This is a genomic window from Pseudomonas agarici, from assembly GCF_001543125.1.
GTDB lineage: Bacteria > Pseudomonadota > Gammaproteobacteria > Pseudomonadales > Pseudomonadaceae > Aquipseudomonas > Aquipseudomonas agarici.
The window spans coordinates 96,650-119,366 of record NZ_CP014135.1; the positions used below are offsets into that span (position 1 = coordinate 96,650).

The 22,717-nt window shown below is 60.3% G+C and carries 23 protein-coding genes; 14 read left to right on the forward strand and 9 right to left on the reverse strand.

Annotation, left to right across the window (positions count from 1 at the left end):
• Positions 1-11: 11 nt before the first annotated feature.
• From AWM79_RS00400 to gbcA, 4 genes are all read right to left on the reverse strand, one after another.
• Positions 12-506: a type II secretion system protein gene (locus tag AWM79_RS00400; RefSeq protein WP_017130001.1), complete on the reverse strand. Its 495-nt coding sequence runs from the start codon at positions 504-506 to the stop codon at positions 12-14.
• Positions 493-876, reverse strand: a complete 384-nt coding sequence (locus AWM79_RS00405; RefSeq protein WP_017130000.1) for a type II secretion system protein — start codon at positions 874-876, stop codon at positions 493-495. Before AWM79_RS00405 ends, AWM79_RS00400 begins: the two co-directional genes overlap by 14 nt.
• A complete protein-coding gene (locus AWM79_RS00410) occupies positions 851-1,357 on the reverse strand; it encodes a prepilin-type N-terminal cleavage/methylation domain-containing protein (RefSeq protein WP_017129999.1) in 507 nt (168 codons plus the stop codon). Before AWM79_RS00410 ends, AWM79_RS00405 begins: the two co-directional genes overlap by 26 nt.
• A gap of 867 nt (positions 1,358-2,224) precedes the next feature.
• Positions 2,225-3,520 carry a glycine-betaine demethylase subunit GbcA gene (gbcA, locus tag AWM79_RS00415; RefSeq protein WP_017129998.1) on the reverse strand — a complete coding sequence of 432 codons (1,296 nt, stop codon included), beginning with the start codon at positions 3,518-3,520 and terminating at the stop codon, positions 2,225-2,227.
• Between the two features lie 381 nt (positions 3,521-3,901).
• Here gbcA and gbcB point away from each other — a divergent pair, with 381 nt between their 5' ends.
• From gbcB to AWM79_RS00430, 3 genes are all read left to right on the forward strand, one after another.
• On the forward strand, positions 3,902-5,002 hold the full coding sequence (gbcB, locus tag AWM79_RS00420; RefSeq protein ID WP_017129997.1) for a glycine-betaine demethylase subunit GbcB: 1,101 nt from the start codon (positions 3,902-3,904) through the stop codon (positions 5,000-5,002).
• A gap of 260 nt (positions 5,003-5,262) precedes the next feature.
• A complete protein-coding gene (locus AWM79_RS00425) occupies positions 5,263-5,493 on the forward strand; it encodes a hypothetical protein (protein ID WP_017129996.1) in 231 nt (76 codons plus the stop codon).
• Positions 5,490-5,792 (forward strand): cell division protein ZapA, encoded by a 303-nt coding sequence (locus AWM79_RS00430; protein ID WP_017129995.1) that lies wholly within the window; start codon positions 5,490-5,492, stop codon positions 5,790-5,792. The genes AWM79_RS00425 and AWM79_RS00430 overlap by 4 nt, the downstream gene beginning before the upstream one ends.
• Positions 5,793-6,020: 228 nt before the next feature.
• Here AWM79_RS00430 and AWM79_RS00435 read toward each other — a convergent pair whose 3' ends face one another.
• Both AWM79_RS00435 and AWM79_RS00440 read right to left on the reverse strand, forming a co-directional pair.
• Positions 6,021-6,221 (reverse strand): hypothetical protein, encoded by a 201-nt coding sequence (locus AWM79_RS00435; RefSeq protein ID WP_017129994.1) that lies wholly within the window; start codon positions 6,219-6,221, stop codon positions 6,021-6,023.
• 171 nt (positions 6,222-6,392) lie between these two features.
• Positions 6,393-7,439 (reverse strand): threonine aldolase family protein, encoded by a 1,047-nt coding sequence (locus AWM79_RS00440; protein WP_060781889.1) that lies wholly within the window; start codon positions 7,437-7,439, stop codon positions 6,393-6,395.
• Positions 7,440-7,736: 297 nt separating this feature from the next.
• On the opposite strand from AWM79_RS00440, the gene glyA reads away from it, so the two are divergent.
• From glyA to fdhA, 7 genes are all read left to right on the forward strand, one after another.
• Positions 7,737-8,990, forward strand: a complete 1,254-nt coding sequence (gene glyA, locus AWM79_RS00445; protein ID WP_060781890.1) for a serine hydroxymethyltransferase — start codon at positions 7,737-7,739, stop codon at positions 8,988-8,990.
• A gap of 23 nt (positions 8,991-9,013) precedes the next feature.
• Positions 9,014-10,264: a sarcosine oxidase subunit beta family protein gene (locus AWM79_RS00450; RefSeq protein ID WP_017129991.1), complete on the forward strand. Its 1,251-nt coding sequence runs from the start codon at positions 9,014-9,016 to the stop codon at positions 10,262-10,264.
• 156 nt (positions 10,265-10,420) lie between these two features.
• Entirely contained in the window at positions 10,421-10,750 is a 330-nt protein-coding gene (locus AWM79_RS00455) for a sarcosine oxidase subunit delta (protein ID WP_017129990.1), read from the forward strand.
• Positions 10,747-13,764, forward strand: a complete 3,018-nt coding sequence (locus AWM79_RS00460) for a sarcosine oxidase subunit alpha (RefSeq protein WP_060781891.1) — start codon at positions 10,747-10,749, stop codon at positions 13,762-13,764. The genes AWM79_RS00455 and AWM79_RS00460 overlap by 4 nt, the downstream gene beginning before the upstream one ends.
• Before the next feature lie 58 nt (positions 13,765-13,822).
• Entirely contained in the window at positions 13,823-14,455 is a 633-nt protein-coding gene (locus tag AWM79_RS00465; RefSeq protein ID WP_060781892.1) for a sarcosine oxidase subunit gamma, read from the forward strand.
• A 102-nt stretch (positions 14,456-14,557) separates the two neighbouring features.
• Positions 14,558-15,415: a formyltetrahydrofolate deformylase gene (purU, locus tag AWM79_RS00470; protein WP_017129987.1), complete on the forward strand. Its 858-nt coding sequence runs from the start codon at positions 14,558-14,560 to the stop codon at positions 15,413-15,415.
• Positions 15,416-15,540: 125 nt separating this feature from the next.
• On the forward strand, positions 15,541-16,740 hold the full coding sequence (gene fdhA, locus AWM79_RS00475; protein WP_017129986.1) for a formaldehyde dehydrogenase, glutathione-independent: 1,200 nt from the start codon (positions 15,541-15,543) through the stop codon (positions 16,738-16,740).
• Positions 16,741-16,944: 204 nt separating this feature from the next.
• Here fdhA and AWM79_RS00480 read toward each other — a convergent pair whose 3' ends face one another.
• Positions 16,945-17,349 (reverse strand): DUF3757 domain-containing protein, encoded by a 405-nt coding sequence (locus tag AWM79_RS00480; protein ID WP_082712555.1) that lies wholly within the window; start codon positions 17,347-17,349, stop codon positions 16,945-16,947.
• A 336-nt stretch (positions 17,350-17,685) separates the two neighbouring features.
• Between AWM79_RS00480 and AWM79_RS00485 the strand changes: the two genes are divergently transcribed.
• From AWM79_RS00485 to rloA2, 4 genes are all read left to right on the forward strand, one after another.
• Entirely contained in the window at positions 17,686-18,030 is a 345-nt protein-coding gene (locus AWM79_RS00485; RefSeq protein ID WP_017129984.1) for a type II toxin-antitoxin system Phd/YefM family antitoxin, read from the forward strand.
• On the forward strand, positions 18,030-18,683 hold the full coding sequence (locus AWM79_RS00490) for an ATPase (RefSeq protein WP_017129983.1): 654 nt from the start codon (positions 18,030-18,032) through the stop codon (positions 18,681-18,683). The genes AWM79_RS00485 and AWM79_RS00490 overlap by 1 nt, the downstream gene beginning before the upstream one ends.
• Positions 18,684-18,782: 99 nt before the next feature.
• Positions 18,783-19,325 (forward strand): DUF2780 domain-containing protein, encoded by a 543-nt coding sequence (locus AWM79_RS00495; RefSeq protein ID WP_060781894.1) that lies wholly within the window; start codon positions 18,783-18,785, stop codon positions 19,323-19,325.
• 38 nt (positions 19,326-19,363) lie between these two features.
• Positions 19,364-19,864: a retropepsin-like aspartic peptidase RloA2 gene (gene rloA2, locus AWM79_RS00500; RefSeq protein WP_017129981.1), complete on the forward strand. Its 501-nt coding sequence runs from the start codon at positions 19,364-19,366 to the stop codon at positions 19,862-19,864.
• Positions 19,865-19,913: 49 nt separating this feature from the next.
• On the opposite strand, the gene AWM79_RS00505 is transcribed toward rloA2, so the two are convergent.
• Both AWM79_RS00505 and AWM79_RS00510 read right to left on the reverse strand, forming a co-directional pair.
• Complete coding sequence (locus AWM79_RS00505) at positions 19,914-20,621, reverse strand: 3'-5' exonuclease (protein ID WP_060781895.1); 708 nt, start codon at positions 20,619-20,621, stop codon at positions 19,914-19,916.
• Positions 20,618-22,552, reverse strand: coding sequence for a DUF294 nucleotidyltransferase-like domain-containing protein (locus tag AWM79_RS00510; RefSeq protein WP_060781896.1), 1,935 nt, complete (start codon positions 22,550-22,552; stop codon positions 20,618-20,620). Before AWM79_RS00510 ends, AWM79_RS00505 begins: the two co-directional genes overlap by 4 nt.
• Between the last annotated feature and the right edge of the window lie 165 nt (positions 22,553-22,717).

Sequence of the window (22,717 nt, forward strand, 5' to 3'; positions counted from 1 at the left end):
CAACGTAAGTGCTACGTTCTTTTTGGAGAGTTACTCTGTCCAGGCCGGTACAGAAACTGCCACCCCTGATAACTGCTTTGCCCTGTGAAACTTTCCTGGTGCCGACGAAAGTTGCCTTGCCTGAGCGGCTGTCCCGGTGCCTGGCTGAACACGCCCATGATGGTTTCCCCGGGGCCGGCGATGATTCCCCAATCGGTGGTGCCGCTCATGGGGTCGGCGTAGACCCGGCGCAAGTAGCGTTTGATCGTGGGTTGGCGACGGTCCAGCAGCAGGTCCTCGAGGGTCTTTGGGTACAGTCTCTGCGATTCGTAGTACAGGCCGATGGCCCGTCGGATTTCCTCGCCATGGGCCAGTAGCTGCGCCTCGCGTTCGCGGCGCAGTAGGGTCGACCAGAGCACGCCCACTTCCATCATCAGCACCGCGACAATCGCCACCGACACCAGCAGACCCATGAACACCGAGCCGCGCTGCGGTGCCCGGACGCGCCAATCGTTACCAGGAGCCATAATCGGTGCCGTCCACGGCCTGTCCCTGCGCACCGCTGTGTACATCGCCGAAACCGCTGTCCTCGCCGCTCTGCAAGCGCCAGGTATCGCGTCGGCCGGTGATCGGGTCCCGAGGAATCTCACGCAGGTAGCGACCGTTGACCAGGTCTTCCAGAGATTCGGGGTTGCCACCCTTGTCCTCGCGGTAGTGATCCAGCGCCTGGCGGATCGACACCAGGTTATGGCGCAGCACGGTTTCCTGTGCCTTGGTGTGCTGGCGGAAATACTGCGGCATGACCAGGGTCATCAGCGTGGCGATGATGGCCATCACTACCAGCAGCTCAATCAGGGTAAAGCCCCTGGCCTTACCATTGGTTGTACGCAATGCCATTGAGGCCCTCCCGCTGGCTGGTAGAGCTGATATCGAAGACATCTTCACCTTCGGCCGGATCCTCGGCGGTGCTCTTGTAGCTGCGCAGGCGCCAGGTTTTCTCGGCGGGCTGGTCCGGGCACTCGCAGACCGGATCGCGGGGAATACGCCGTAGGAAAAAAATCTTCTGGCCGCTCGGGTCGCTCTTATCGACGACGCCTTCGGCCAGGGTTTCGAGGGAGGGGGGATAACCGTTGGTGATGCCTTTGTCGATCCGCCCGTCATCGACCGCCTCCTTGTAGGCGTCGATGGCACGGCGGATTTCCCGCAACGAGCGTTGCAGGTCAAGTTCGCGTTCGCGTTTGCCCACCAGGGCCGTCAGCGGATAGGCCACCGTGGCCAGGGTTGCCAGCAATGCCAGAGCAAGTAGCAACTCGATCAAGGTGAAGCCGGCTACGGATGGGCGGCGAAACGCTAGGGGAAATAACGGAAACGGCCACATGGGGATCGCACCATCTGGATATCCTCGGGTAAATGCGTCAGGCCAAGACACCTTTACTGCAAGAACATGGCGCGCTGTGCCAGAAGTGTAGTCGATAGTTCAAGGATGCCAGGCGAACTGTTCGGCATCGGTGGGTGGTTGTGTTCATCTGAATAAATGTCCACAGAGGCTGTGGGCGGTTCTGTGGATAAAATGTTGGTGCATCGCTGTATCCGCCACAGCTCAACGGTTGTAGCCCCTGGTACAAAAAGTAATCAACCTAATTGACGGTTTTTATTCAAGTTTTTTATGTGGATAAGGGGCTTTCAAAGGGGGGCTTGGTGAGCGATTTGTTAACAAAGCCTGTTGGCGATTATGTGGATAAGATGTTTGCTATCCGCTGTAGACCTTGTTTTACAAGGCTTGTAAGGTTTTGATTAAAAACTATCCAATTGTAGTTTTTTCTTCATCTGATCAACTTGAAACCTACATATCTGGCGGTTTTTCAGGGTTTTCCACAGACACTTGAAAAAATGACCGACTTGCACACAAAGTCTGTTGGCCTTTTTGTGGATAAGGTGTTTGCGGTTCGTCACGAACCTTTAAAAACGTGGGCTGTAGCGATTTGATCAAAAAATGTTCGATAGCGCCTGGAACCGATCTTTTTGAATAAGTCACGGATTTTATTCAAATTATTTCGCTGTCGACAGTGCCTGAATCGGCACTTACCCACATTTGCTGTGGGCGCTTCTGTGGATAAGTTGTTCGCCAAGCCCGCTAAGCCTCGGTTCTTATAGCGCCGAGCGTTATAGATCAAATTTCATACAGCCCTAGTGGCCTGTGTGGTCAGGGACTCACCGTGCAGGCCACCACTGTCTATCCGTGTGTTTAGCCGTGTACCGGCACGCCCTTGAGGTACGGCGCGGGCTCGGCCCCCAGGTTGCTCAACATCCGCTCGCTGTACCAATCCACGAAGTTGACCACGCCAAACTCGTAGGTCTTCGAGTATGGCCCGGGTTGGTAGGCCGTGGAGTTGATGCCACGCTGGTTTTCTTCGGCCAGGCGACGGTCCTGGTTGTTGGTCGCATCCCAGACTTCACGCATGCGCGCCACGTCATAGTCGACGCCTTCGACCGCATCCTTGTGTACCAGCCACTTGGTGCTGACCATGGTCTCCTGGGCACTGATCGGCCAGACGGTGAACACGATAATGTGGTCGCCCATGCAGTGGTTCCACGAGTGCGGCAGGTGCAGGATGCGCATCGAGCCGAGGTCGGGGTTCTTGATCCGCCCCATCAGCTTCTTGCAGCCCTGCTTGCCGTCCAGGGTCATCGACACGGTGCCCTTGAGCAATGGCATACGCACGATACGGTTGCGCAGGCCGAAGCTGGCGTGGGCGTAAGGGATCTTCTCGGCTTCCCAGGCCACGGTGCATTCGGCCACGTGGTCCTTGAATTTCTGGTCGGCGCGCGGGTCGGTGACGTCATCCCACTCCAGCAGGGTCTTGAGCAGTTCCGGATGAGAGGCGTTGCAGTGGTAGCACTCGCGGTTGTTCTCCAGTACCAGTTTCCAGTTGGCTTTTTCCACCAGGGTGGTCTGCACCGCCACCTTAGTGTTTTCCATGTCGTAGGGTTCCATGTAGTGGTTCAGGGTCGCCAGGAACTCGTCGATCGGCGGCGGGTTTTGCGCCAGGCTGATAAAGACGTAGCCGCCGGAGGTCTTCACATGCACCGGTTTGAGGCCGTATTGCTGCATGTCGAAGTCGGCGCCCATCTCGGTGCCGGCGAACAGCAGGCGCCCGTCCAGTTCATAGGTCCATTGGTGGTAATGGCAGACCAGCTTGGCGACCTTGCCCTTGTCGCTGGTACACAAGCGTGAACCGCGATGGCGGCAGACGTTGTGAAAGGCATGGACCACGCCGTCGGCGCCACGGATCACGATGATCGGGTTCTTGCCGATCTGCAGGGTCATGTAATTGCCCTTGGCCGGGATTTCGCAGGTCATACCGGCGATCAACCACTCTTTCTGGAAGATTTCCTGCATGTCGATTTCGAACAGCCGCTCATCGCAGTAGAACGGCTGCGGCAGGGAAAAGGTCCGCTCGCGTTCTTGCAGCATCTGTGCGGTGGCCTTGCGTGCGGGTTCCAGCGGATCGCCCAGGCTCAGGGTTGCAGTGACGTCCATCGATTCGGTCCTCATGGCCATACGGTGTGGCCGACGATTAATACGGTTAGGCTCTGTACCAAATGTATCTGCGTTTGCCCATGCGACGTTGAAAGCTGGCTCGCCGGCTTTCGCCTTGCCTGGCCTGTGCTCGAAAACATGTCGTACAGCCCCGAGTGCGCAAGGCAAAAATACAGCGGCTCATTGACGCTGGAGTGTGCGACTGGCAGCGATGCTGACCTTATCCATGGGCGACATGGCCGCATCCGTTCCCGACGCGCAATCCCCTGTCGTTGGGGGCTGGTCGCGATAAGCATGTCAATGTCGTGGATAGGTAAATGGTCGCCATGAGGCTTGCGCAGAATCGCCCACATAGAGCCGACGATCGGCGCGGAGAACACGATGTCGAACAGCTTCCTGAATCCGGTAACTACCCAGACCTGGGCCAATGGTCGGCATATCGTGCGTTGCGTGAAGGTTATCCAGGAAACCTGGGACGTGCGCACCTTCTGCTTCATGGCCGACCAGCCGATTATGTTCTTCTTCAAACCGGGGCAGTTCGTCACCCTGGAACTGGAAATCGACGGGCAGCCGATCATGCGCTCCTACACCATTTCCAGCTCGCCGTCGGTGCCCTACAGCTTTTCCGTGACCATCAAGCGCATACCGGGCGGGCGGGTCTCCAACTGGCTGCACGACACCCTGCACGAAGGCCAGGAGTTGGCGGTGCACGGGCCGGTCGGGCTGTTCAACGCTATCGACTTCCCCGGCCCCAAAGTGTTGTACCTGAGCGGCGGCGTCGGCATCACCCCGGTGATGTCCATGGCCCGCTGGTTCTATGACACCAACGCCAATGTCGACATGGTGTTTATCCACAGTGCCCGCTCGCCCAAGGACATCATCTATCAGCGCGAGCTGGAGCATATGGCGTCGCGGATCGATAACTTCAGTCTGCACCTGATCTGTGAAAAACATGGCCTGGGCGAGCCCTGGGCCGGTTATCGCGGTTACCTGAACCACAAAATGCTGGAGCTGATGACCCCGGACTTCCTCGACCGCGAAGTATTCTGCTGCGGCCCGACGCCGTACATGAACGCGGTCAAGCGCCTGCTGGAAGCTGCCGGGTTCGATATGAACCGCTATCACGAGGAATCGTTCGGCGCGACGCCGTCGCAAGCCCGTGCCGATGCCGTGGAACAGGCCGAACAGGCCGCCGAGGCGCCGGAAGTGGATGCTGCGGACCTGCACCAGGTGGAATTCACCGCCACTGGCAAGAGCATTCGCGTGGTGCCTGGTGAAACCGTGCACGCGGCAGCGGCCAAGCTGGGCCTGATGATTCCCAAGGCCTGCGGCATGGGCATCTGCGGCACCTGCAAGGTGCTTAAGCTGGGTGGGGAGGTGGAGATGGACCACAACGGCGGGATCACCGACGACGATATGGCCGAGGGTTATATTCTGTCATGTTGCAGTGTGCCGAAGGGGGATGTACGGATCGAGTACTGATCGGGTCGGCGACAATATGCTCTGGACCCCTACATCGACGCGTCGGTCGTAGGAGGAAAGCCTGAAGCTTCTGCGTATTTTCGCATGGGGGCGGCTTTGCGACGAAAGGCCGGGAACATGTTTGGCCAATCACAGTCCCTAAGCATGAAGAAAAGCACCCGGCCAGGAAAATCAAGGCTTTGAGAGCGTTTTTCCCTGGCAAATCCAGGGGCTTTTCTTTATCTTACGCGCCCTTTGAAACTGCCCGAGAGATCAAGAAAATGTTGGAGACTTCCCTCAATCAACTGGAACAACTGGTCAGCGAACTGGTTCAGCAAAAACAAGAACTGTTGGCCGCCAATGCGGCATTGAGCGCCGAACTGGCCCAGGCCAAGGATGAAAACGAAAGCCTGCAACTGAGCCTGATGGAGCAGGAAGAAAAGCACGGCGCCACCGCCGCTCGTATCCGGGCGCTGGTCGAACGTGTCAGCGCGGATCCCGTGGGCGCATGATAGCCAGCGCCGATGGGGTGACCGTCATCTCGATCCTCGGTGAGGAATATTCGATCAAGGCCCCCGCCGGCCAGGAGCAGACGTTGCAGGACGCAACCCTGATGCTCAAGACGGCCCTGGTCGACACCAAGAAGAGGTTTCCCACGCTGATCGGCGAGCCGTTGCTGGTCCTGGCGGCCTTGAACCTGTGTTCACAGCAACTCGAAGCGCGGCGTCAGCACCGCGAGGAGCTCGACCGTTATCAAGAGCAAGTCAGCGCCACGGTCGAAGCGATCTCGAAAACCATCGGGCAGAGCTGAGGGGGACCCCACTGCTGGGTCGCGACGATCGTTCCCACGCTTTAGTGGCCTGTGTGGTTAGTTCTATGAGTCAATTTCGGCGCCCTAAATCCCTGGCTTGCGTTGCTGTTCCTCGCCATAGCCCGGCTATGACTCGTCACAGCGCCTTAGCCATGAACTTATGGCATCCGAACTTGAGCTAACGAACTCACCGTACAGGCCACTAGCGTGGGAACGACCGGATTCCTACTAATCTTCTCGCCAAATTTTTATTTGGTAAGTGTCAGGCCCTGTTTGCTCATAAAGTTTGCGGCCGATTTTGCCTTCCGACGACCCCGCGAGAAACTTTACGTGGTCGCCGATACTGATCAACTTCTGCACTTCTTCCCAGTTGACCTCCGCAGGGCCGGCGTTGGCTTGCGGGTTGGCGCAGAGGGTTTGCTTGGTCATGTCTATCTCTCCTTGGCATGGGGGCTGTCACTGAGTGAGTGGCTGGCCCATATCCTGAAAGACTGCACGAACTCCTTTTCAGGCGGTTGGATTTTCCCATCCGCGGGACGGCGCTCGATACTGTCAGAAATGACAGTCGCGACCGGCGGTAGCGGTCTGCAAAGCCAGTCCTTACAGAAACCCGGTCATGACCTCACGGATATCCGCCGCCAGCTCCCGCACCCGCGCCTCTTCGGTATCCCATGAGCACATGAAGCGCGCGCCGCCCTTGCCGATGAAGGTGTAGAAGCGCCAGCCCCTGGCGGTCAGCGCGGCGATGGCCGGTTCCGACAGTTGCAGGAACACGCCGTTGGCCTCGACCGGGAACATCAGTTCCACGCCGGGAATATCCTTGACCAGGCTGCTGAGCAACTGTGCACAGTGGTTGGCGTGCCGGGCATGCTTGAGCCAGGCGTGGTTTTCCAGGAGACCGACCCAGGGCGCGGAGAGAAAGCGCATCTTTGAAGCCAACTGTCCGGCCTGCTTGCAGCGGTAGTCGAAGTCCACCGCCAGGTCGTGGTTGAAGAACAGGATCGCTTCGCCTACCGCCATGCCGTTTTTCGTCCCGCCGAAGCACAACACGTCGACCCCGGCCTTCCAGGTCAGGTCCGCCGGCGAACAGTCGAGGAAGGCGCAGGCGTTGGAGAAGCGCGCGCCGTCCATGTGCAGGTTCAGGTTCAGCTCCTTGCAGGTGGCACTGATGGCGCGGATTTCCTCCGGGGTGTAGACGCTGCCGACTTCGGTGGCCTGGGTCAGAGTCACCACCCGTGGCTTGGGGTAGTGGATGTCCTGGCGCTTGAGGGCAATTTCGCGGATCGAGTCCGGCGTCAGTTTGCCGTTTTCCGTGCGGGCGGTGAGCAACTTGGAGCCGTTGGAGAAAAACTCCGGCGCGCCGCATTCGTCGGTCTCGACGTGGGCGGTTTCCGAGCAGATCACACTGTGGTAGCTCTGGCACAGGGACGACAGGGCCAGGGAGTTGGCGGCGGTGCCGTTGAAGGCGAAGAATACCTCGCTGTCGGTTTCGAACAGTCTGCGAAAGCCATCGGCGGCGCGCTGGGTCCACTCATCGTCGCCGTAGGCGCGCTGGTGGCCGTGGTTGGCCTGCTCCATGGCAGCCCAGGCTTCAGGGCAGATACCGGAATAGTTGTCACTGGCGAATTGTTGGCTCTTGTCGGTCATGGCCCGGTCCTTGTGATCATTTATGCTGTGCACTGTAACCAGAAATGACCTCACCGCACAGGCGCAGTTTGCGTAGGAAAACTCGCTATTCAACGAGCACCGCCCGCCACAGGCTTGCGTCATCTTTCGCCTCGATTATCTCTTTGCGCCAGGCTATGTCGTAAACGCACCTTTGCAAGGCGTGCGTAGGCATTTGAGCTGTCTGCGCCGGTCATACCATCAGCGGCAAAGGGCACTGCCGCATGGCAACGGCCTCACCGAGACGAATGGCGTGCCACCGCCGCTGGGAGAGACGCGATGTTCAGCAAGCAAGACCAGATCCAGGGTTATGACGATGCACTGATGACGGCCATGAATGCCGAGGAGCAGCGTCAGGAAGATCACATCGAGCTGATCGCGTCGGAGAACTACACCAGTAAGCGCGTGATGCAGGCCCAGGGCAGCGGCCTGACCAACAAGTACGCCGAAGGTTATCCGGGTAAGCGCTACTACGGTGGCTGCGAACACGTGGACAAGGTCGAGGCCCTGGCCATCGAGCGCGCCAAGCAACTGTTCGGCGCCGATTACGTCAACGTCCAGCCGCACTCCGGTTCTTCGGCCAACAGCGCGGTGTACCTGGCCCTGTTACAACCCGGCGACACCCTCTTGGGCATGAGCCTGGCCCACGGCGGTCACCTGACCCACGGTGCCAAGGTGTCGTCCTCGGGCAAACTGTATAACGCCGTTCAATATGGGATCGACACCGATACCGGCCTGATCGACTACGATGAAGTCGAGCGCCTGGCCGTTGAGCACAAGCCGAAGATGATCGTCGCCGGTTTCTCGGCCTATTCGAAAACCCTCGACTTCCCGCGCTTTCGTCAGATCGCCGACAAGGTCGGTGCGCTGCTGTTCGTCGACATGGCCCACGTCGCCGGTCTGGTCGCCGCCGGCCTGTATCCCAATCCGCTGCCCTACGCCGATGTGGTCACCACCACCACCCACAAGACCCTGCGCGGTCCCCGTGGTGGCCTGATCCTGGCCAAGGCCAATGAGCAGATCGAGAAGAAACTCAACGCGGCGGTGTTCCCCGGTGCCCAGGGCGGCCCGCTGATGCATGTGATCGCCGCCAAGGCCGTGAGCTTCAAGGAGGCGCTGGAGCCGGGCTTCAAGGTCTATCAGCAACAAGTCATCGACAACGCCCAGGCGATGGCGAGTGTCTTTATCAAGCGTGGCTACGATGTCGTGTCCGGCGGCACCGACAACCACCTGTTCCTGGTCAGCCTGATCCGTCAGGGCCTGACCGGCAAAGAGGCCGATGCCGCCCTGGGTCGTGCGCATATCACCGTGAACAAGAACGCGGTGCCGAACGACCCGCAATCGCCGTTTGTCACTTCCGGCCTGCGCATCGGCACCCCGGCCGTTACCAGCCGAGGTTTCAAGGTGAGCCAATGCGTGGAACTGGCCGGCTGGATCTGCGACATCCTCGACAACCTCGGCGATGCCGATGTCGAGGCGAACGTCGCCAAGCAGGTGACAGCGCTGTGCGCGGACTTCCCGGTTTATCGCTGAGAGCGGTTTTGGAGTAAATGACCATGCAACGCTATTCGGGCTTCGGCCTCTTCAAGCACTCTCTGAGCCATCACGAAAACTGGCAGAAAATGTGGCGCACGCCGACCCCGAAAAAGGTCTATGACGTGGTCATCGTCGGCGGCGGCGGGCATGGCCTGGCAACCGCTTACTACCTGGCCAAGGAGCACGGCATCAGCAACGTCGCGGTGGTCGAGAAGGGCTGGCTGGGCGGCGGCAACACCGCCCGCAACACCACCATCGTGCGTTCCAACTACCTGTGGGACGAGTCGGCACACCTGTACGAACACGCGATGAAACTGTGGGAAGGCCTGTCCCAAGACCTCAACTATAACGTCATGTTCTCCCAGCGTGGCGTCTACAACCTCTGTCACACCCTGCAGGATATCCGTGATTCCGAGCGGCGGGTCAGCGCCAACCGTCTGAATGGCGTCGACGGTGAACTGCTCGACGCCAGGCAGGTAGCGGACGAGATTCCGTACTTGGACTGCTCGAAGAACACCCGCTACCCGGTCATGGGCGCCACCGTCCAGCGTCGCGGCGGCGTCGCTCGTCACGATGCCGTGGCCTGGGGCTTCGCCCGCGCGGCCGACGCCCTGGGGGTGGACCTGATCCAACAGACCGAAGTGATTGGTTTTCGCAAAGAAAACGGCGTGTGCATCGGCGTAGAAACCAACAAGGGCTTTATCGGCGCCAAGCGCGTCGGCGTGGTCACCGCCGGGAACTCCGGGCATATGGCCAAGCTCGCCGGTTTCCGTCTGCCAATCGAATCCCACCCCCTGCAAGCGCTGGTGTCCGAACCGATCAAGCCGATCATCGACAGCGTGATCATGTCCAACGCTGTACACGGCTACATCAGCCAATCGGATAAGGGCGACCTGGTGATCGGTGCCGGCATCGATGGCTATAACGGTTACGGCCAGCGTGGCTCGTACCCGGTGATCGAGCATACGATCCAGGCCATCGTCGAGATGTTCCCGGTGTTGTCCCGCGTGCGCATGAACCGCCAGTGGGGCGGCATCGTCGACACCACGCCGGATGCGTGCCCGATCATCTCGAAAACCCCGGTCCCGAACATGTTCTTCAACTGCGGTTGGGGTACGGGTGGCTTCAAGGCAACACCGGGCTCGGGCAACGTGTTTGCCGCGAGCCTGGCCAAAGGTGAAATGCACCCTCTGGCCGCACCTTTCTCCATCGACCGTTTCCACAACGGTGCGTTGATCGATGAACATGGCGCAGCCGCGGTCGCCCACTAATAAAGACCTTATGAAAACGACTGCGCTCGGCAATACGGCGTTAAAAACAGGCTCGAAACGCTCACTTAGTAAACTAAGCTCCGTTTTTTCACCTGTTTTTGCCTTGTCTTGCCTTCGCTCGCTACGTTTTCAAGAGGCTTGAGAGGAGAAATCCCTATGTTGCATATCTTCTGTCCTCATTGCGGCGAGCTGCGCTCCGAAGAGGAGTTTCACGCCTCCGGACAGGCGCACATCCCGCGTCCCCTGGAGCCCGGCGTCTGCAGCGACGAGCAGTGGGGCGACTACCTGTTCTTTCGCGACAACCCGCGCGGACTGCACCACGAGCTCTGGGATCACGTCGCCGGCTGCCGCCAATATTTCAACGTGACCCGTGACACCGTCACCTACGAAATCCTGGAAACCTACCGGATCGGCGAGAAGCCCCAGTTCACCGCCGGAGCAGACCGTTCGAAAGCGCCGGGCGCCGTTGTGGGAGAGAAGGTATGAGCCAGGTCAATCGCCTGTCCAACGGTGGTCGGATCGACCGCAACAAAGTCTTGAGCTTCACCTTCAATGGCCAGACCTACAAGGGCTTCGAAGGTGACACCCTGGCTGCCGCGTTGTTGGCCAACGGCGTGGATATCATCGGGCGCAGCTTCAAGTATTCGCGGCCACGGGGCATTGTTGCCGCCGGTAGCGAAGAACCGAATGCGGTGTTGCAGATCGGCGCCACCGAAGCGACCCAGATCCCCAACGTCCGCGCTACCCAGCAGGCCCTCTATCAGGGCCTGGTCGCCACTAGCACCAACGGCTGGCCGAGCGTCAACAACGATGTGATGGGGATTCTCGGTAAGGTGGGCGGCAAGCTGATGCCGCCGGGCTTCTACTACAAGACCTTCATGTATCCGCAGTCGTTCTGGATGACTTATGAGAAGTACATTCGCAAGGCTGCCGGCCTGGGCCGTTCGCCGACCGAGAACGATCCCGATACCTACGATTACATGAATCGGCATTGTGACGTACTGATCGTCGGCGCCGGTCCTGCCGGTTTGGCTGCCGCACTGGCTGCGGCTCGCAGCGGTGCGCGGGTGATCCTCGCCGATGAGCAGGAAGAATTCGGCGGCAGTCTGCTCGATTCGCGCGAAAGCCTCGACGGCAAACCCGCGACCGAGTGGGTCGCCAGTGTGATCGCCGAGTTGAAGGCGCTGCCGGATGTCCTGCTACTGTCACGGGCCACCGTCAACGGCTACCACGACCATAACTTCCTGACCATCCACGAGCGTCTCACCGATCACCTCGGCGACCGCGCACCGATCGGGCAGGCGCGTCAGCGTATTCATCGGGTCCGCGCCAAGCGGGTGGTCCTGGCGACCGGCGCCCATGAGCGCCCGCTGGTCTATGGCAACAACGATGTGCCGGGCAATATGCTCGCCGGTGCCGTTTCGACCTACGTGCGGCGTTACGGCGTGGCACCTGGCAGGAAACTGGTGCTGTCGACCAACAACGATCACGCCTACCGCGTGGCCTTGGACTGGCTCGACGCCAGCCTGCAAGTGGTTGCGATTGCCGACGCCCGCAGCAACCCGCGTGGTGCGCTGGTGGAAGAGGCACGGGCCAAGGGCATTCGCATTCTCACCGCCAGCGCCGTGATCGAAGCCCGTGGCAGCAAGCACGTGACTGCGGCGCGGATCGCCGCCATCGACGTCCAGGCCCATAAAGTCACCAGCCCCGGCGAATGGTTGGACTGCGACCTGGTGGCCAGCTCCGGCGGCTACAGCCCGGTGGTACACCTGGCCTCGCACCTGGGTGGCAAGCCGATCTGGCGTGAAGACATTCTCGGTTTCGTCCCTGGAGAAGCGCCGCAGAAACGCGTGTGCGTCGGTGGCATCAACGGTGTCTATGGCCTCGCCGATGCCCTGGCCGACGGTTTTGAGGGCGGTGCGCGCGCCGCCAGCGAAGCCGGTTTCAAGGCCGTCGAAGGGGTGCTGCCCAAGGCTCTGGCGCGCCTGGAAGAGCCGACCCTGGCGTTGTTTCAGGTACCCCACGAAAAAGCCACCGCACGGGCACCGAAGCAATTTGTCGACCTGCAGAATGATGTCACCGCCGCCGCCATCGAACTGGCGACCCGCGAAGGCTTCGAATCGGTCGAACACGTCAAGCGCTACACTGCGCTGGGCTTCGGTACCGACCAAGGCAAGCTGGGCAACGTCAACGGTCTGGCCATTGCCGCCCGTTCGCTGAACGTGACCATCGCGCAGATGGGCACCACCATGTTCCGTCCGAACTACACGCCAGTGACTTTCGGCGCGGTCGCCGGGCGCCACTGCGGGCATCTCTTCGAGCCGGTGCGCTACACTGCCTTGCAGGCTTGGCATGTGAAACAGGGCGCCGAATTCGAAGACGTCGGCCAGTGGAAACGGCCGTGGTACTTCCCGCGCAACGGCGAGGACCTGCACGCGGCGGTCAAGCGTGAATGCCAGGCCGTGCGCGATAGCGTCGGCCTGCTCGACGCCTCGACCCTGGGCAAGATCGATATCCAAGGCCCGGATGCCCGTGAATTCCTCAACCGCGTGTACACCAACGCCTGGACCAAGCTTGAGGTGGGCAAGGCCCGCTACGGCCTGATGTGCAAGGAAGACGGCATGGTCTTCGACGATGGTGTCACCGCCTGTCTGGCCGACAACCACTTTCTGATGACCACCACCACTGGCGGTGCCGCGCGCGTACTGCAATGGCTGGAGCTCTATCACCAGACCGAATGGCCGGACATGCAGGTGTACTTCACCTCCGTGACCGACCACTGGGCGACCCTGACGTTGTCCGGCCCGAACAGCCGCAAGTTGCTCAGCGAAGTTACCGACATCGACCTGGACAAGGATGCGTTCCCGTTCATGACCTGGAAAGAAGGCCGGGTGGGCGGCGTGCCGGCGCGGGTGTTCCGGATTTCCTTTACCGGCGAGTTGTCCTACGAGGTCAACATCCAGGCCGACTACGCCATGGGCGTGCTGGAAAAAATCGCCGAGGCGGGCAAACAGTACAACCTGACTCCGTATGGCACCGAGACCATGCACGTGCTGCGGGCCGAGAAGGGCTTCATCATCGTCGGTCAGGACACGGATGGCTCGATGACCCCGGACGATCTGAACATGGGCTGGTGTGTGGGGCGTACCAAGCCGTTCTCCTGGATCGGCTGGCGCGGAATGAATCGCGAAGACTGCGTGCGCGACGAGCGCAAGCAGTTGGTCGGGCTCAAGCCGGTCGATCCGACCCAGTGGCTGCCGGAAGGCGCGCAGTTGGTGTTCGATGCGAAGCAATCGATCCCAATGAAGATGGTCGGTCACGTGACCTCCAGCTATGCCCACAACTCCCTCGGTTATTCGTTTGCCCTGGGCGTGGTCAAGGGCGGGCTCAAGCGCATTGGCGAGCGGGTGTTCGCACCGCTGGCCGATGGCAGCGTGATCGAGGCGCAAATCGTTTCTTCGGTGTTCTTCGATCCAAAGGGCGATCGCCAGAACATTTAAGTAGAGGGTTCCCGCGCAGAACAGCGGAACGCTCAACAGCATTCAGCAAAGGTGTTTTATGACCACAGCCAACGTTTACCAACAACGCCCGACCTCCGGGGCCAAGGCCGAGTCGTCGTTGCACCATGCCGACCTCGCGAGCAGGGTGGGCCGGGGCCGCAAGAACGCCGGAGTGACCGTGCGGGAAAAGAAGCTGCTCGGGCACCTGACCCTTCGTGGCGATGGCCGCGACCCGGCGCTGGCCGCCGGTGTACACAAGGCCCTCGGCCTGGAACTGCCGGTGGCGCTGACCGTAGTCGCCAAGGGTGACACCAGCCTGCAATGGCTTGGCCCCGATGAGTGGCTGCTAATCGTCCCCAGCGGCGAGGAGTTTGCCGCCGAGCAGGCACTGCGCGAAGCGCTGGGCGACTTGCATGTCGCCATCGTCAATGTCAGCGGCGGCCAGCAACTGCTGGAACTGAGCGGCCCGAACGTGCGCGAGGTGCTGATGAAGTCCACCAGCTATGACGTACACCCCAACAACTTCCCCGTGGGCAAGGCGGTGGGCACCGTGTTCGCCAAGTCGCAACTGATGATCCGCCATACCGGCGAGGAGACTTGGGAACTGGTGATCCGGCGCAGCTTCTCGGACTACTGGTGGCTGTGGTTGCAGGACGCCTCGGTTGAATACGGTCTCAGCGTCCAGGCCTGATATGAGCGGGCAGGCACTGGGTGGCGAGGGGCAAGCCCCCTCGCTACAGGTGCTGCATCGCTCGGGTATTCACCAACTGGCGTCACGCACAGGAGTCAAGCAATGAGCCGCGCACCCGATACATGGATTTTGACCGCTGACTGCCCCAGCGTGCTCGGTACGGTGGATGCGGTGACCCGCTATCTGTTCGAGCAGGGTTGCTACGTCACCGAACACCACTCGTTCGATGATCGGCTCTCGGGCCGGTTCTTCATTCGTGTGGAGTTCCGCCAGCCCGAGGCTTTCGACGAACAGGCCTTCCGTGCAGGCCTGGCCCGGCGTGGCGAGACCTTCGGTATGATCTTCGAGCTGACTGCGCCGAATCACCGACCGAAAGTGGTGATCATGGTCTCCAAGGCCGATCACTGCCTCAATGACCTGCTCTACCGCCAGCGCATCGGCCAATTGTCCATGGACGTGGTCGCCGTGGTGTCCAATCACCCGGACCTTAAGCCCCTGGCCGACTGGCACCAAATTCCCTACTACCATTTCCCCCTGGACCCCAACGACAAGCCGAGCCAGGAGCGCCAGGTTTGGCGGGTGATCGAGGAATCCGACGCCGAACTGGTGATTCTCGCCCGCTACATGCAGGTGCTGTCGCCGGAGCTGTGCCGCAAGCTCGATGGCAAGGCCATCAATATCCACCACTCGTTGCTGCCCGGCTTCAAGGGCGCCAAGCCGTATCACCAGGCCTACAACAAGGGCGTGAAATGGGTGGGTGCCACCGCGCACTACATCAACAACGACCTGGACGAAGGCCCGATCATCGCCCAGGGCGTGGAAGTGGTGGATCACAGCCATTATCCCGAGGACCTGATTGCCAAGGGGCGAGACATCGAAGGGCTGACGCTGGCGCGGGCGGTGGGTTATCACATTGAGCGACGCGTCTTTTTGAACGCCAATCGGACCGTCGTCCTCTGATTATCTGGCCGTTCTCTGCGCCGGCAAGAACAACGCAATAACAAGACACAAGCACAAACCCGAGCAATCCGTGCGCTGCCCTCTGGTGACGCGCCGTTATCTAAAAACAACAGCGAGGTGAAAGCATGTCTGGCAATCGTGGTGTGGTGTATCTGGGCAATGGTCAGGTCGAAGTGCAGAAAATCGACTATCCGAAAATGCAGGACCCGCGCGGCAAGAAGATCGAGCACGGAGTCATCCTGCGCGTAGTCTCCACCAATATCTGCGGCTCCGACCAGCACATGGTCCGTGGTCGCACCACCGCCCAGGTTGGTCTGGTTCTGGGTCACGAGATCACCGGTGAAGTGGTCGAGAAGGGCAGTGACGTCGAGAACCTGAAACTCGGCGACCTGGTTTCCGTGCCTTTCAACGTTGCCTGTGGACGCTGCCGCTCTTGCAAGGAGCAGCACACCGGCGTCTGCCTGACCGTCAACCCGGCCCGTGCCGGTGGCGCCTACGGCTACGTCGACATGGGCGATTGGACCGGTGGTCAGGCCGAGTACGTGCTGGTGCCGTATGCCGACTTCAACTTGCTGAAACTGCCGGATCGCGACAAGGCCATGGAGAAAATCCGCGACCTGACCTGCCTCTCCGACATTCTGCCGACCGGCTACCACGGTGCCGTGACCGCCGGTGTCGGTCCGGGCAGTAGCGTGTATATCGCTGGCGCCGGTCCGGTCGGCCTGGCCGCCGCCGCCTCGGCGCGCCTGCTGGGTGCCGCTGTCGTCATCATCGGTGACGTCAACCCGATTCGCCTGGCCCACGCCAAGGCCCAGGGCTTTGAAATCGCCGATCTGTCCCAGGACACGCCGCTGCACGAACAGATTGCGGCGTTGCTGGGCGAGCCGGAAGTGGACTGTGCTGTCGATGCCGTGGGCTTCGAGGCCCGTGGTCACGGTCATGAGGGCGTCAAGCACGAGGCGCCGGCTACCGTACTCAACTCGCTGATGGGGGTGGTGCGGGTGGCGGGCAAGATTGGTATTCCAGGGCTGTACGTGACCGAAGATCCGGGCGCGGTGGACGCCGCCGCGAAAATCGGCAGCCTAAGCATCCGCTTTGGCCTCGGCTGGGCCAAGTCCCACAGTTTCCATACCGGCCAGACCCCCGTGATGAAATACAACCGCCAGTTGATGCAGGCGATCATGTGGGACCGAATCAACATCGCCGAAATCGTCGGTGTGCAGGTCATCAGCCTGGACCAGGCACCACAAGGTTATGGCGAGTTCGACGCCGGCGTGCCGAAGAAATTCGTGATCGACCCGCACAAGCTGTTCAGTGCGGCGTAAATAGATAAAGGGCGAAACTAAAAAGGGCGACTCCGGTCGCCTTTTTTAGTTTCTCGTGATGATTGCTCTCATGAGTATCGCCATATTCAGACGTTCGGGCGTGGAATAAGTGATATTGTCCTGCGCAATCATCTTTACAAAGTATGCGAGGCGTTCCCACGTTGGAACGTGGGAACGATCAAACAAGGAGGCTGGGTGATTCTTCTATTTCTGATACTCAAAAGAGCACTTTGAGATGTCCGAATCGGCGCAGTCTTGCTTTTGCCAGGCTGTTCCGTTCGCCGCTTTCCACTGATTGAAAGGTTTCAGGGCCAACCTGATACCCGCCTCGCCGTCGCCTTCATAGCTACAGATGACTGCCTGGCTGTCGGTATTGAACTTGGCATTGGTAAAATTAACTTCGCCCAGATAACTCTTGGCGGCATATTCATTTTCTCCCGTCCACATTCGTCCCTCGGGGCCTGGAGCGCTATAACTGAAGCCTCCATCCTTAAGCGGTTGCTCTTTGATTGTCGCAGTGTGTGGGCAGGTGGCGGTATCGGCATAAGCATTGCCTGTGAACAAGGCAATCACCATCAGTCCTAGTCCTACTTTTATTTTTCCTTGCATGTCTGCTTGCTCACTTATCGATTGAAAGGACTTTGATGTTGCGCAAAGTCAGTGGTGATGGCTACTGTCAGAATTGACAGGTTCCGAGGTTGTTTTGAAATAACGCCAGGTTGCTGAATAACAGTGCGGCTATATAAGCGTTGCGATAGTTTGCTCGTTGTCCGCTCGGCGTAGGAGGGGAATTCTGAGGACGTTGGGAGCGTCTCTGCACCTTTGGCGGGCGAGCACGTCTGCGTGCCACCTTCATAGGCCAGAAAAAACCAATATGGCAAAAATAGCCAGAATGGCGTCGCCTTGTTATAGTGAGCCTGTCTTCCTTGTCTGCGAGTCCGCGTCATGATTGCCTTGCCTGATCTGCTTGATCTGCCCCGTCAGAACGCGTCCCAGGTGAAGAACAAGTGGGCCGATGTTGTTCGCCTGGTTCATCAGTCCGGCAGTGTCGCTGTGACCAATCACTCCACGGTGGAAATGGTCTTGCTGGACGCCGAGACCTACCAGCAGTTGACCGCGCAAGTGCAGGCCTACAAGGCTCGGGAGCAATCGGCGCTGGATGAGCTGACCCAGCGCTTTAATGCGCGCCTGGAGAGCCTGCAACAACCCGAAGCCGCCCAGGGGCTGCGCTCGTTGCTGGCGGCCAAAGGCAAGCTGGCCAAGCGACCTAAAGCTGGCTCTTCATTCTGATGGCGGTGACGCCTGTCGCCGAACGTCCGTTTATTTTTGTCCTGGCCGGCGTCAATGGCGCCGGCAAAAGCTCGATAGGCGGTGCGTTGCTCGCCGAGCATGGGTTGGATTGGTTTAACCCAGACAGCTTTGCCCGCGAGCTGATCGGTTCATTAGCGATCGAGCCGACCCAGGCCAATGGCTTGGCCTGGGAACACGGTCGTAGACAATTGGAACGCGCCCTGTGCGAAGGCCGCAACTATGCTTTCGAGACCACGTTGGGGGGCAATACCATCGCCCTGATGCTCGCCCAGGCGTCGCGGACCCATGATGTGGTGATGCTGTTTTGTGGCTTGTCTTCGCCGGAGCAGCACCTGCAGCGAGTGCACTTGCGAGTTTCGCGTGGCGGTCATGATATTGCGCCACAGAAGATTCGCGAACGTTGGGTCAATTCGCGGATGAACCTGATTGCGCTGATGCCATACCTGACCCATCTGCAAGTCTTTGATAACAGCACCGACGCCGAGCCCGACGAGGAGATTCCCGACCCGTTGCTCGTGCTGGAGATGGTCGAGGGCCAGATGGTCTATCCCTATCCGCAAGATGCCCAGGCCCTGCGGGCAACGCCCGAATGGGCACGACCGCTTGTCCAGGCTGCCATCGAGCGCCACTGAAGATTATTGCCCTGGGAACAAGCCCGGTTTTTTCGACTCCAACGGGCAGTGCCAAGCCCCGTGCGCAGGGGCTTTCAGATGACTCAAGAGGTGGTAGCGATGAAGGTTTCACGCGGTGTTGTACTGGTTTCACTGATGGCATTTGCCGCCACGCCGGTGTTTGCGGCTTTCAGCCTGAGCGATGCGGCCAATGCGATATCGTCCATGCAGGACGGCAACAAGAACGCCGCCGCGCCGGCCAGCGGCTTGCTCAGTGCTCTTGGCTCGCAGCTCAATGTCACGCCGGAACAGGCCATCGGTGGTACCGGGGCGATGTTGGGGTTGGCGAAGAACAAACTCAGCGGCAACGATTATTCGCAACTGAGCCAGAGCGTACCGGGGCTGGATCAATTGTCCGGTGGTGGTGCCCTGGCCGGGCTCGGTGGTTTGCTCGGCGGGCAGTCGGGTAGCTCTTCCGCCGTCGGCAATGCTTTGGGCAATGTAAAAAGTCCCGCTGACCTGGACAACGCCTTTGGCGCCCTGGGCATGAACAGCGGTATGGTCGGCCAGTTTGCCCCGATCATTCTCCAGTACTTGGGCGACCAGGGCGTAAGCGGGCCGCTGCTGCAGAGCCTGAGCGGAATTTGGGGCGCCGGTAGCTGAACCCACTCCCCACGTCTCCACTCAAAGGTACCGTCCAAGTGAAATCGCTTCTTGCCCTGTTGTCCCTCCTGGCCTTGCCCGCCATGGCCGCCGAGCCGACCTTGTACGGGCGCTACGAATACATCCAACTGCCGGAAATCGGCCAGACCTTCAAGGCCAAGATGGACACCGGTGCCCTGACCGCGTCGCTGTCGGCCAAGGATATCGAGCTGTTCAAGCGCGACGGCAAGGACTGGGTACGTTTCCGTCTCGGTACCGCCGATGCCGATAACAAGGTCTATGAACACCTGATCTCACGCATCAGTAAGATCAAGACTCGCACCGAGGAAGACGAGGACAGTGATGTCGCCGATCCGAGCAAGCGGCCTGTGGTGGACCTGGAAATGTGCCTTGGCAACGTCAAACGCACCGTGGAAGTCAACCTGACCAACCGCAGCAGCTTCAACTATCCGTTACTGATCGGCGCCAAGGCCCTGCGCGAGTTCGGTGCGGCGGTGAATCCGGCGCGGCGTTATACCGCTGACAAACCCGACTGCTGATTGGCGGGCGTGGATGTATTACCGGTTCGAATCAGTTGTGGACGGCGGATCAGAACGAGTGACCGTGCCGACTCCGCTGCCAGTGGCTCAATCGTTGCTGCAGGGCCCGCGAGCCATGGATCTGTTGTTGCCGCGCCCGGCTGAATAGGATCAACGCCAGTTCGGCGGTGGCCAGGGCGTCGGCGCTGGCGTGATGGCGTTCTTCCACCCGAAGGTTGAAGTGAGCGATCCAGTCATCCAGCCCGGCATCGCGCAAACCCGCCTGCGGACACAGCATCGGCGCGATGGCGGCCACGTCGAAGAATGGGTGCCGCAAACGATAACCGAGGCTGTCCTTTAGCGCACGGGACAGCATGTGCTGGTCGAACGGGGCATGGAAGGCCAGCAGTGGGCTGTCGTCGACAAATGTCATGAAGGCCAGCAAAGCCTCGGCCGGGTCGCTGCCCGCCGCCAGGGCACTGGGCCCCAATCCATGGATCAGTACGCTGGGGTTGATCGGCTGGTTGGTCCGCAAGAGCGTGCGCTCGAAGGATTGCCCGAGGTCGATGGCGCCATCCTCGATCACCACCGCGCCGATGGCGATCACCAGGTCGCGGTTGAGGTTGAGACCCGTGGTTTCCAGGTCGACCACGATCCAGCGCTGTTCACGCAGCGAGCACTCCTGCAAGGGCCGCGTCGCCGGCAATTGTCGCAGGCGTTCGCGTTGAGCCGTCGTGAGCGGCGGAGTAGTGGGCTTGAACCAGGCAAACAGCTTCATAGCTGATACCGCAGGGCTAGGCTGCGTTGCAGGCGTTGCGCCTGGCGCAGGGCTTCACGCAGGATGCGCCGGTCCAGGTGATTGAGGCTTTCCGGGTCGACCCGGTTGGAATACGGCAGGTTGGCCCGAGTCTGCAATTGGTGCTGCTGCATGCGGGTCTGCTGAATAAAGTGATAGGCCTCTTCATAGGCAGCACCGTCGAGGGGAGCGATCACTTCCCTGACAACTAGCTGTTGCAGGCGAGCCAGGGTGTTGCTGGCCTCGATGCCGTTGGCCAGCGCCAGCAGACGGGCGCCGTCGACAAAAGGCGTGAGGCCTTGGATCTTGAGGTCGAGCGTCGCCTTGTCGCTGCCTTTGCGGCTCAACACGAACTCGCGAAAACGACCTACCGGTGGGCGGTTGCGCAGCGCGTTTTCGGCCATCATGCGCTGAAACAGTCGGTTTTCGGCAACCTGGCCGAGGATACCCTGGAGTAGCGACTGGCAGGCCTGGTCGTCGCCCCAGACCACCCGTAGATCGAAATAGATGCTCGATCCCAGCAGGCTTTCCGGCGTCGCTTCGCGAATGAAGGTGGCGAAGCGCTGCGCCCATTCGGCGCGGGACAGGCACAGCTCGGGGTTGCCAGCCATGATATTGCCCTTGCACAAGGTGAAACCGCACAACGCCAGGCTCTGGTTGATCTGCTGGGCCAGCGGCAGCAGCTTGTCGCGAATTTCGGCGGCATGTGCCGCGTCGCGAGCCTCGAAGAGGATGCCGTTGTCCTGGTCGGTGTGCAGGGTCTGCTCGCGGCGGCCTTCGCTGCCGAAGCACAGCCAACTGAAGGGCACGCCCGGATCGCCCTGGTCGTCCAGGGTCAGCTCGATCACCCGGCATACCGTGTGATCGTTGAGCAGGGTGATGATCTGGGTGATCTGGGTGGAGGAGGCACCGTGGGCGAGCATGCGCTCCACCAATTGGCCGATCTCGCCGCGTATCGTTACCAGGTTTTCCACCTGGGCGGCGGTGCGGATGGTCCGTGCCAGATGCACCAGGTCGACCCGTTGCAGGGAGAACAGATCGCGCTCGGAGACCACGCCACACAGCCGCCGATCCTTGACCAGGCAGACATGGGCGATATGCCGTTCGGTCATGGCGATAGCGGCATCGAAGGCGCTGTGGTCCGGGGTCAGGGCGAACGGCGCGTTGATCATGTGCCGGTCGATGCTCTGGTCGAAGTCATCGAGGCCGTCGGCCACCACTTGGCGTAGGTCGCGCAGGGTAAAAATGCCCACCGGGGCCTTGCGCTCGTCGACCACCACGATGCTGCCGACCTGCTGCTTATGCATCAGGGTCACGGCTTCGCGCAGTGGCGTGAGCGGGCCGCAGGTGACCGGGTGACGCATGGCCAGTTCGCCGAGGCGGCTGTTCAGGGAATATTGCGTGCCGAGGGTTTCCACGGCCTTTTGCTGGACCTGCTGGTTCACTTGGTCGAGCAGGCTGCTGACGCAACGCAAGGCGAAATTGCGAAAGCGCTCGGACAGCGAGAGCAGTTTGATGAAGGCTGGTTTGTTCAGTTGCAGGCAGAAGGTGTCTTCGACCGCCAGGTGCTCGGTGCGGGTGGCGCGTTTGCCCAGCAACGCGGTCAGCGGGAAGCATTCGCCGGTGCTGATTTCGAAGACGGTCTCGGTGCCGCCACTGGCGCCGTGTGGGCGCTCGCCGACGATGCGTCCCTGCTTGACGATATAGAAGTGCTCCACCGGGCCGTCGGTGGGTTTGATAATGCTCTCGCCCTGACTGTAGAAGCGCAGTTGGCACTGCTCGACCAGATACGCCAGATGGGCGTGTTCCATCTGGTTGAAAGGAGGGAAGCGTCGCAGGAACTGCAGGGTGCCGTGAATGTTTTGTAACACCGCGGTCTTGCCTGCCTGGGTGAAGGTATCGGCTTTGTTCATGACCGCTATCGCTGTTGTCCGTTATTGTTATCGGGCTTTTTTCTGTCGCGTTCGCCCATGGTCGGACGCTTGTTAACGGATGCCCATTGGACGTAAGTCTAGTGGCTTGCGGCTGTTACTCCCGTTAGTCGTCTGCCTTGTCTGATCGGTGTTCGGCGAGTTTTT

What these genes read in the sequence shown, in the direction of transcription:
- AWM79_RS00400 (WP_017130001.1), bottom strand. Translation starts at nt 506, where the DNA reads ATGGCTCCTGGTAACGATTGGCGCGTCCGGGCACCGCAGCGCGGCTCG.
- AWM79_RS00405 (WP_017130000.1), bottom strand. Translation starts at nt 876, where the DNA reads ATGGCATTGCGTACAACCAATGGTAAGGCCAGGGGCTTTACCCTGATT.
- AWM79_RS00410 (WP_017129999.1), bottom strand. Translation starts at nt 1,357, where the DNA reads ATGTGGCCGTTTCCGTTATTTCCCCTAGCGTTTCGCCGCCCATCCGTA.
- gbcA (WP_017129998.1), bottom strand. Translation starts at nt 3,520, where the DNA reads ATGGACGTCACTGCAACCCTGAGCCTGGGCGATCCGCTGGAACCCGCA.
- gbcB (WP_017129997.1), top strand. Translation starts at nt 3,902, where the DNA reads ATGTCGAACAGCTTCCTGAATCCGGTAACTACCCAGACCTGGGCCAAT.
- AWM79_RS00425 (WP_017129996.1), top strand. Translation starts at nt 5,263, where the DNA reads ATGTTGGAGACTTCCCTCAATCAACTGGAACAACTGGTCAGCGAACTG.
- AWM79_RS00430 (WP_017129995.1), top strand. Translation starts at nt 5,490, where the DNA reads ATGATAGCCAGCGCCGATGGGGTGACCGTCATCTCGATCCTCGGTGAG.
- AWM79_RS00435 (WP_017129994.1), bottom strand. Translation starts at nt 6,221, where the DNA reads ATGACCAAGCAAACCCTCTGCGCCAACCCGCAAGCCAACGCCGGCCCT.
- AWM79_RS00440 (WP_060781889.1), bottom strand. Translation starts at nt 7,439, where the DNA reads ATGACCGACAAGAGCCAACAATTCGCCAGTGACAACTATTCCGGTATC.
- glyA (WP_060781890.1), top strand. Translation starts at nt 7,737, where the DNA reads ATGTTCAGCAAGCAAGACCAGATCCAGGGTTATGACGATGCACTGATG.
- AWM79_RS00450 (WP_017129991.1), top strand. Translation starts at nt 9,014, where the DNA reads ATGCAACGCTATTCGGGCTTCGGCCTCTTCAAGCACTCTCTGAGCCAT.
- AWM79_RS00455 (WP_017129990.1), top strand. Translation starts at nt 10,421, where the DNA reads ATGTTGCATATCTTCTGTCCTCATTGCGGCGAGCTGCGCTCCGAAGAG.
- AWM79_RS00460 (WP_060781891.1), top strand. Translation starts at nt 10,747, where the DNA reads ATGAGCCAGGTCAATCGCCTGTCCAACGGTGGTCGGATCGACCGCAAC.
- AWM79_RS00465 (WP_060781892.1), top strand. Translation starts at nt 13,823, where the DNA reads ATGACCACAGCCAACGTTTACCAACAACGCCCGACCTCCGGGGCCAAG.
- purU (WP_017129987.1), top strand. Translation starts at nt 14,558, where the DNA reads ATGAGCCGCGCACCCGATACATGGATTTTGACCGCTGACTGCCCCAGC.
- fdhA (WP_017129986.1), top strand. Translation starts at nt 15,541, where the DNA reads ATGTCTGGCAATCGTGGTGTGGTGTATCTGGGCAATGGTCAGGTCGAA.
- AWM79_RS00480 (WP_082712555.1), bottom strand. Translation starts at nt 17,349, where the DNA reads ATGCAAGGAAAAATAAAAGTAGGACTAGGACTGATGGTGATTGCCTTG.
- AWM79_RS00485 (WP_017129984.1), top strand. Translation starts at nt 17,686, where the DNA reads ATGATTGCCTTGCCTGATCTGCTTGATCTGCCCCGTCAGAACGCGTCC.
- AWM79_RS00490 (WP_017129983.1), top strand. Translation starts at nt 18,030, where the DNA reads ATGGCGGTGACGCCTGTCGCCGAACGTCCGTTTATTTTTGTCCTGGCC.
- AWM79_RS00495 (WP_060781894.1), top strand. Translation starts at nt 18,783, where the DNA reads ATGAAGGTTTCACGCGGTGTTGTACTGGTTTCACTGATGGCATTTGCC.
- AWM79_RS00505 (WP_060781895.1), bottom strand. Translation starts at nt 20,621, where the DNA reads ATGAAGCTGTTTGCCTGGTTCAAGCCCACTACTCCGCCGCTCACGACG.
- AWM79_RS00510 (WP_060781896.1), bottom strand. Translation starts at nt 22,552, where the DNA reads ATGAACAAAGCCGATACCTTCACCCAGGCAGGCAAGACCGCGGTGTTA.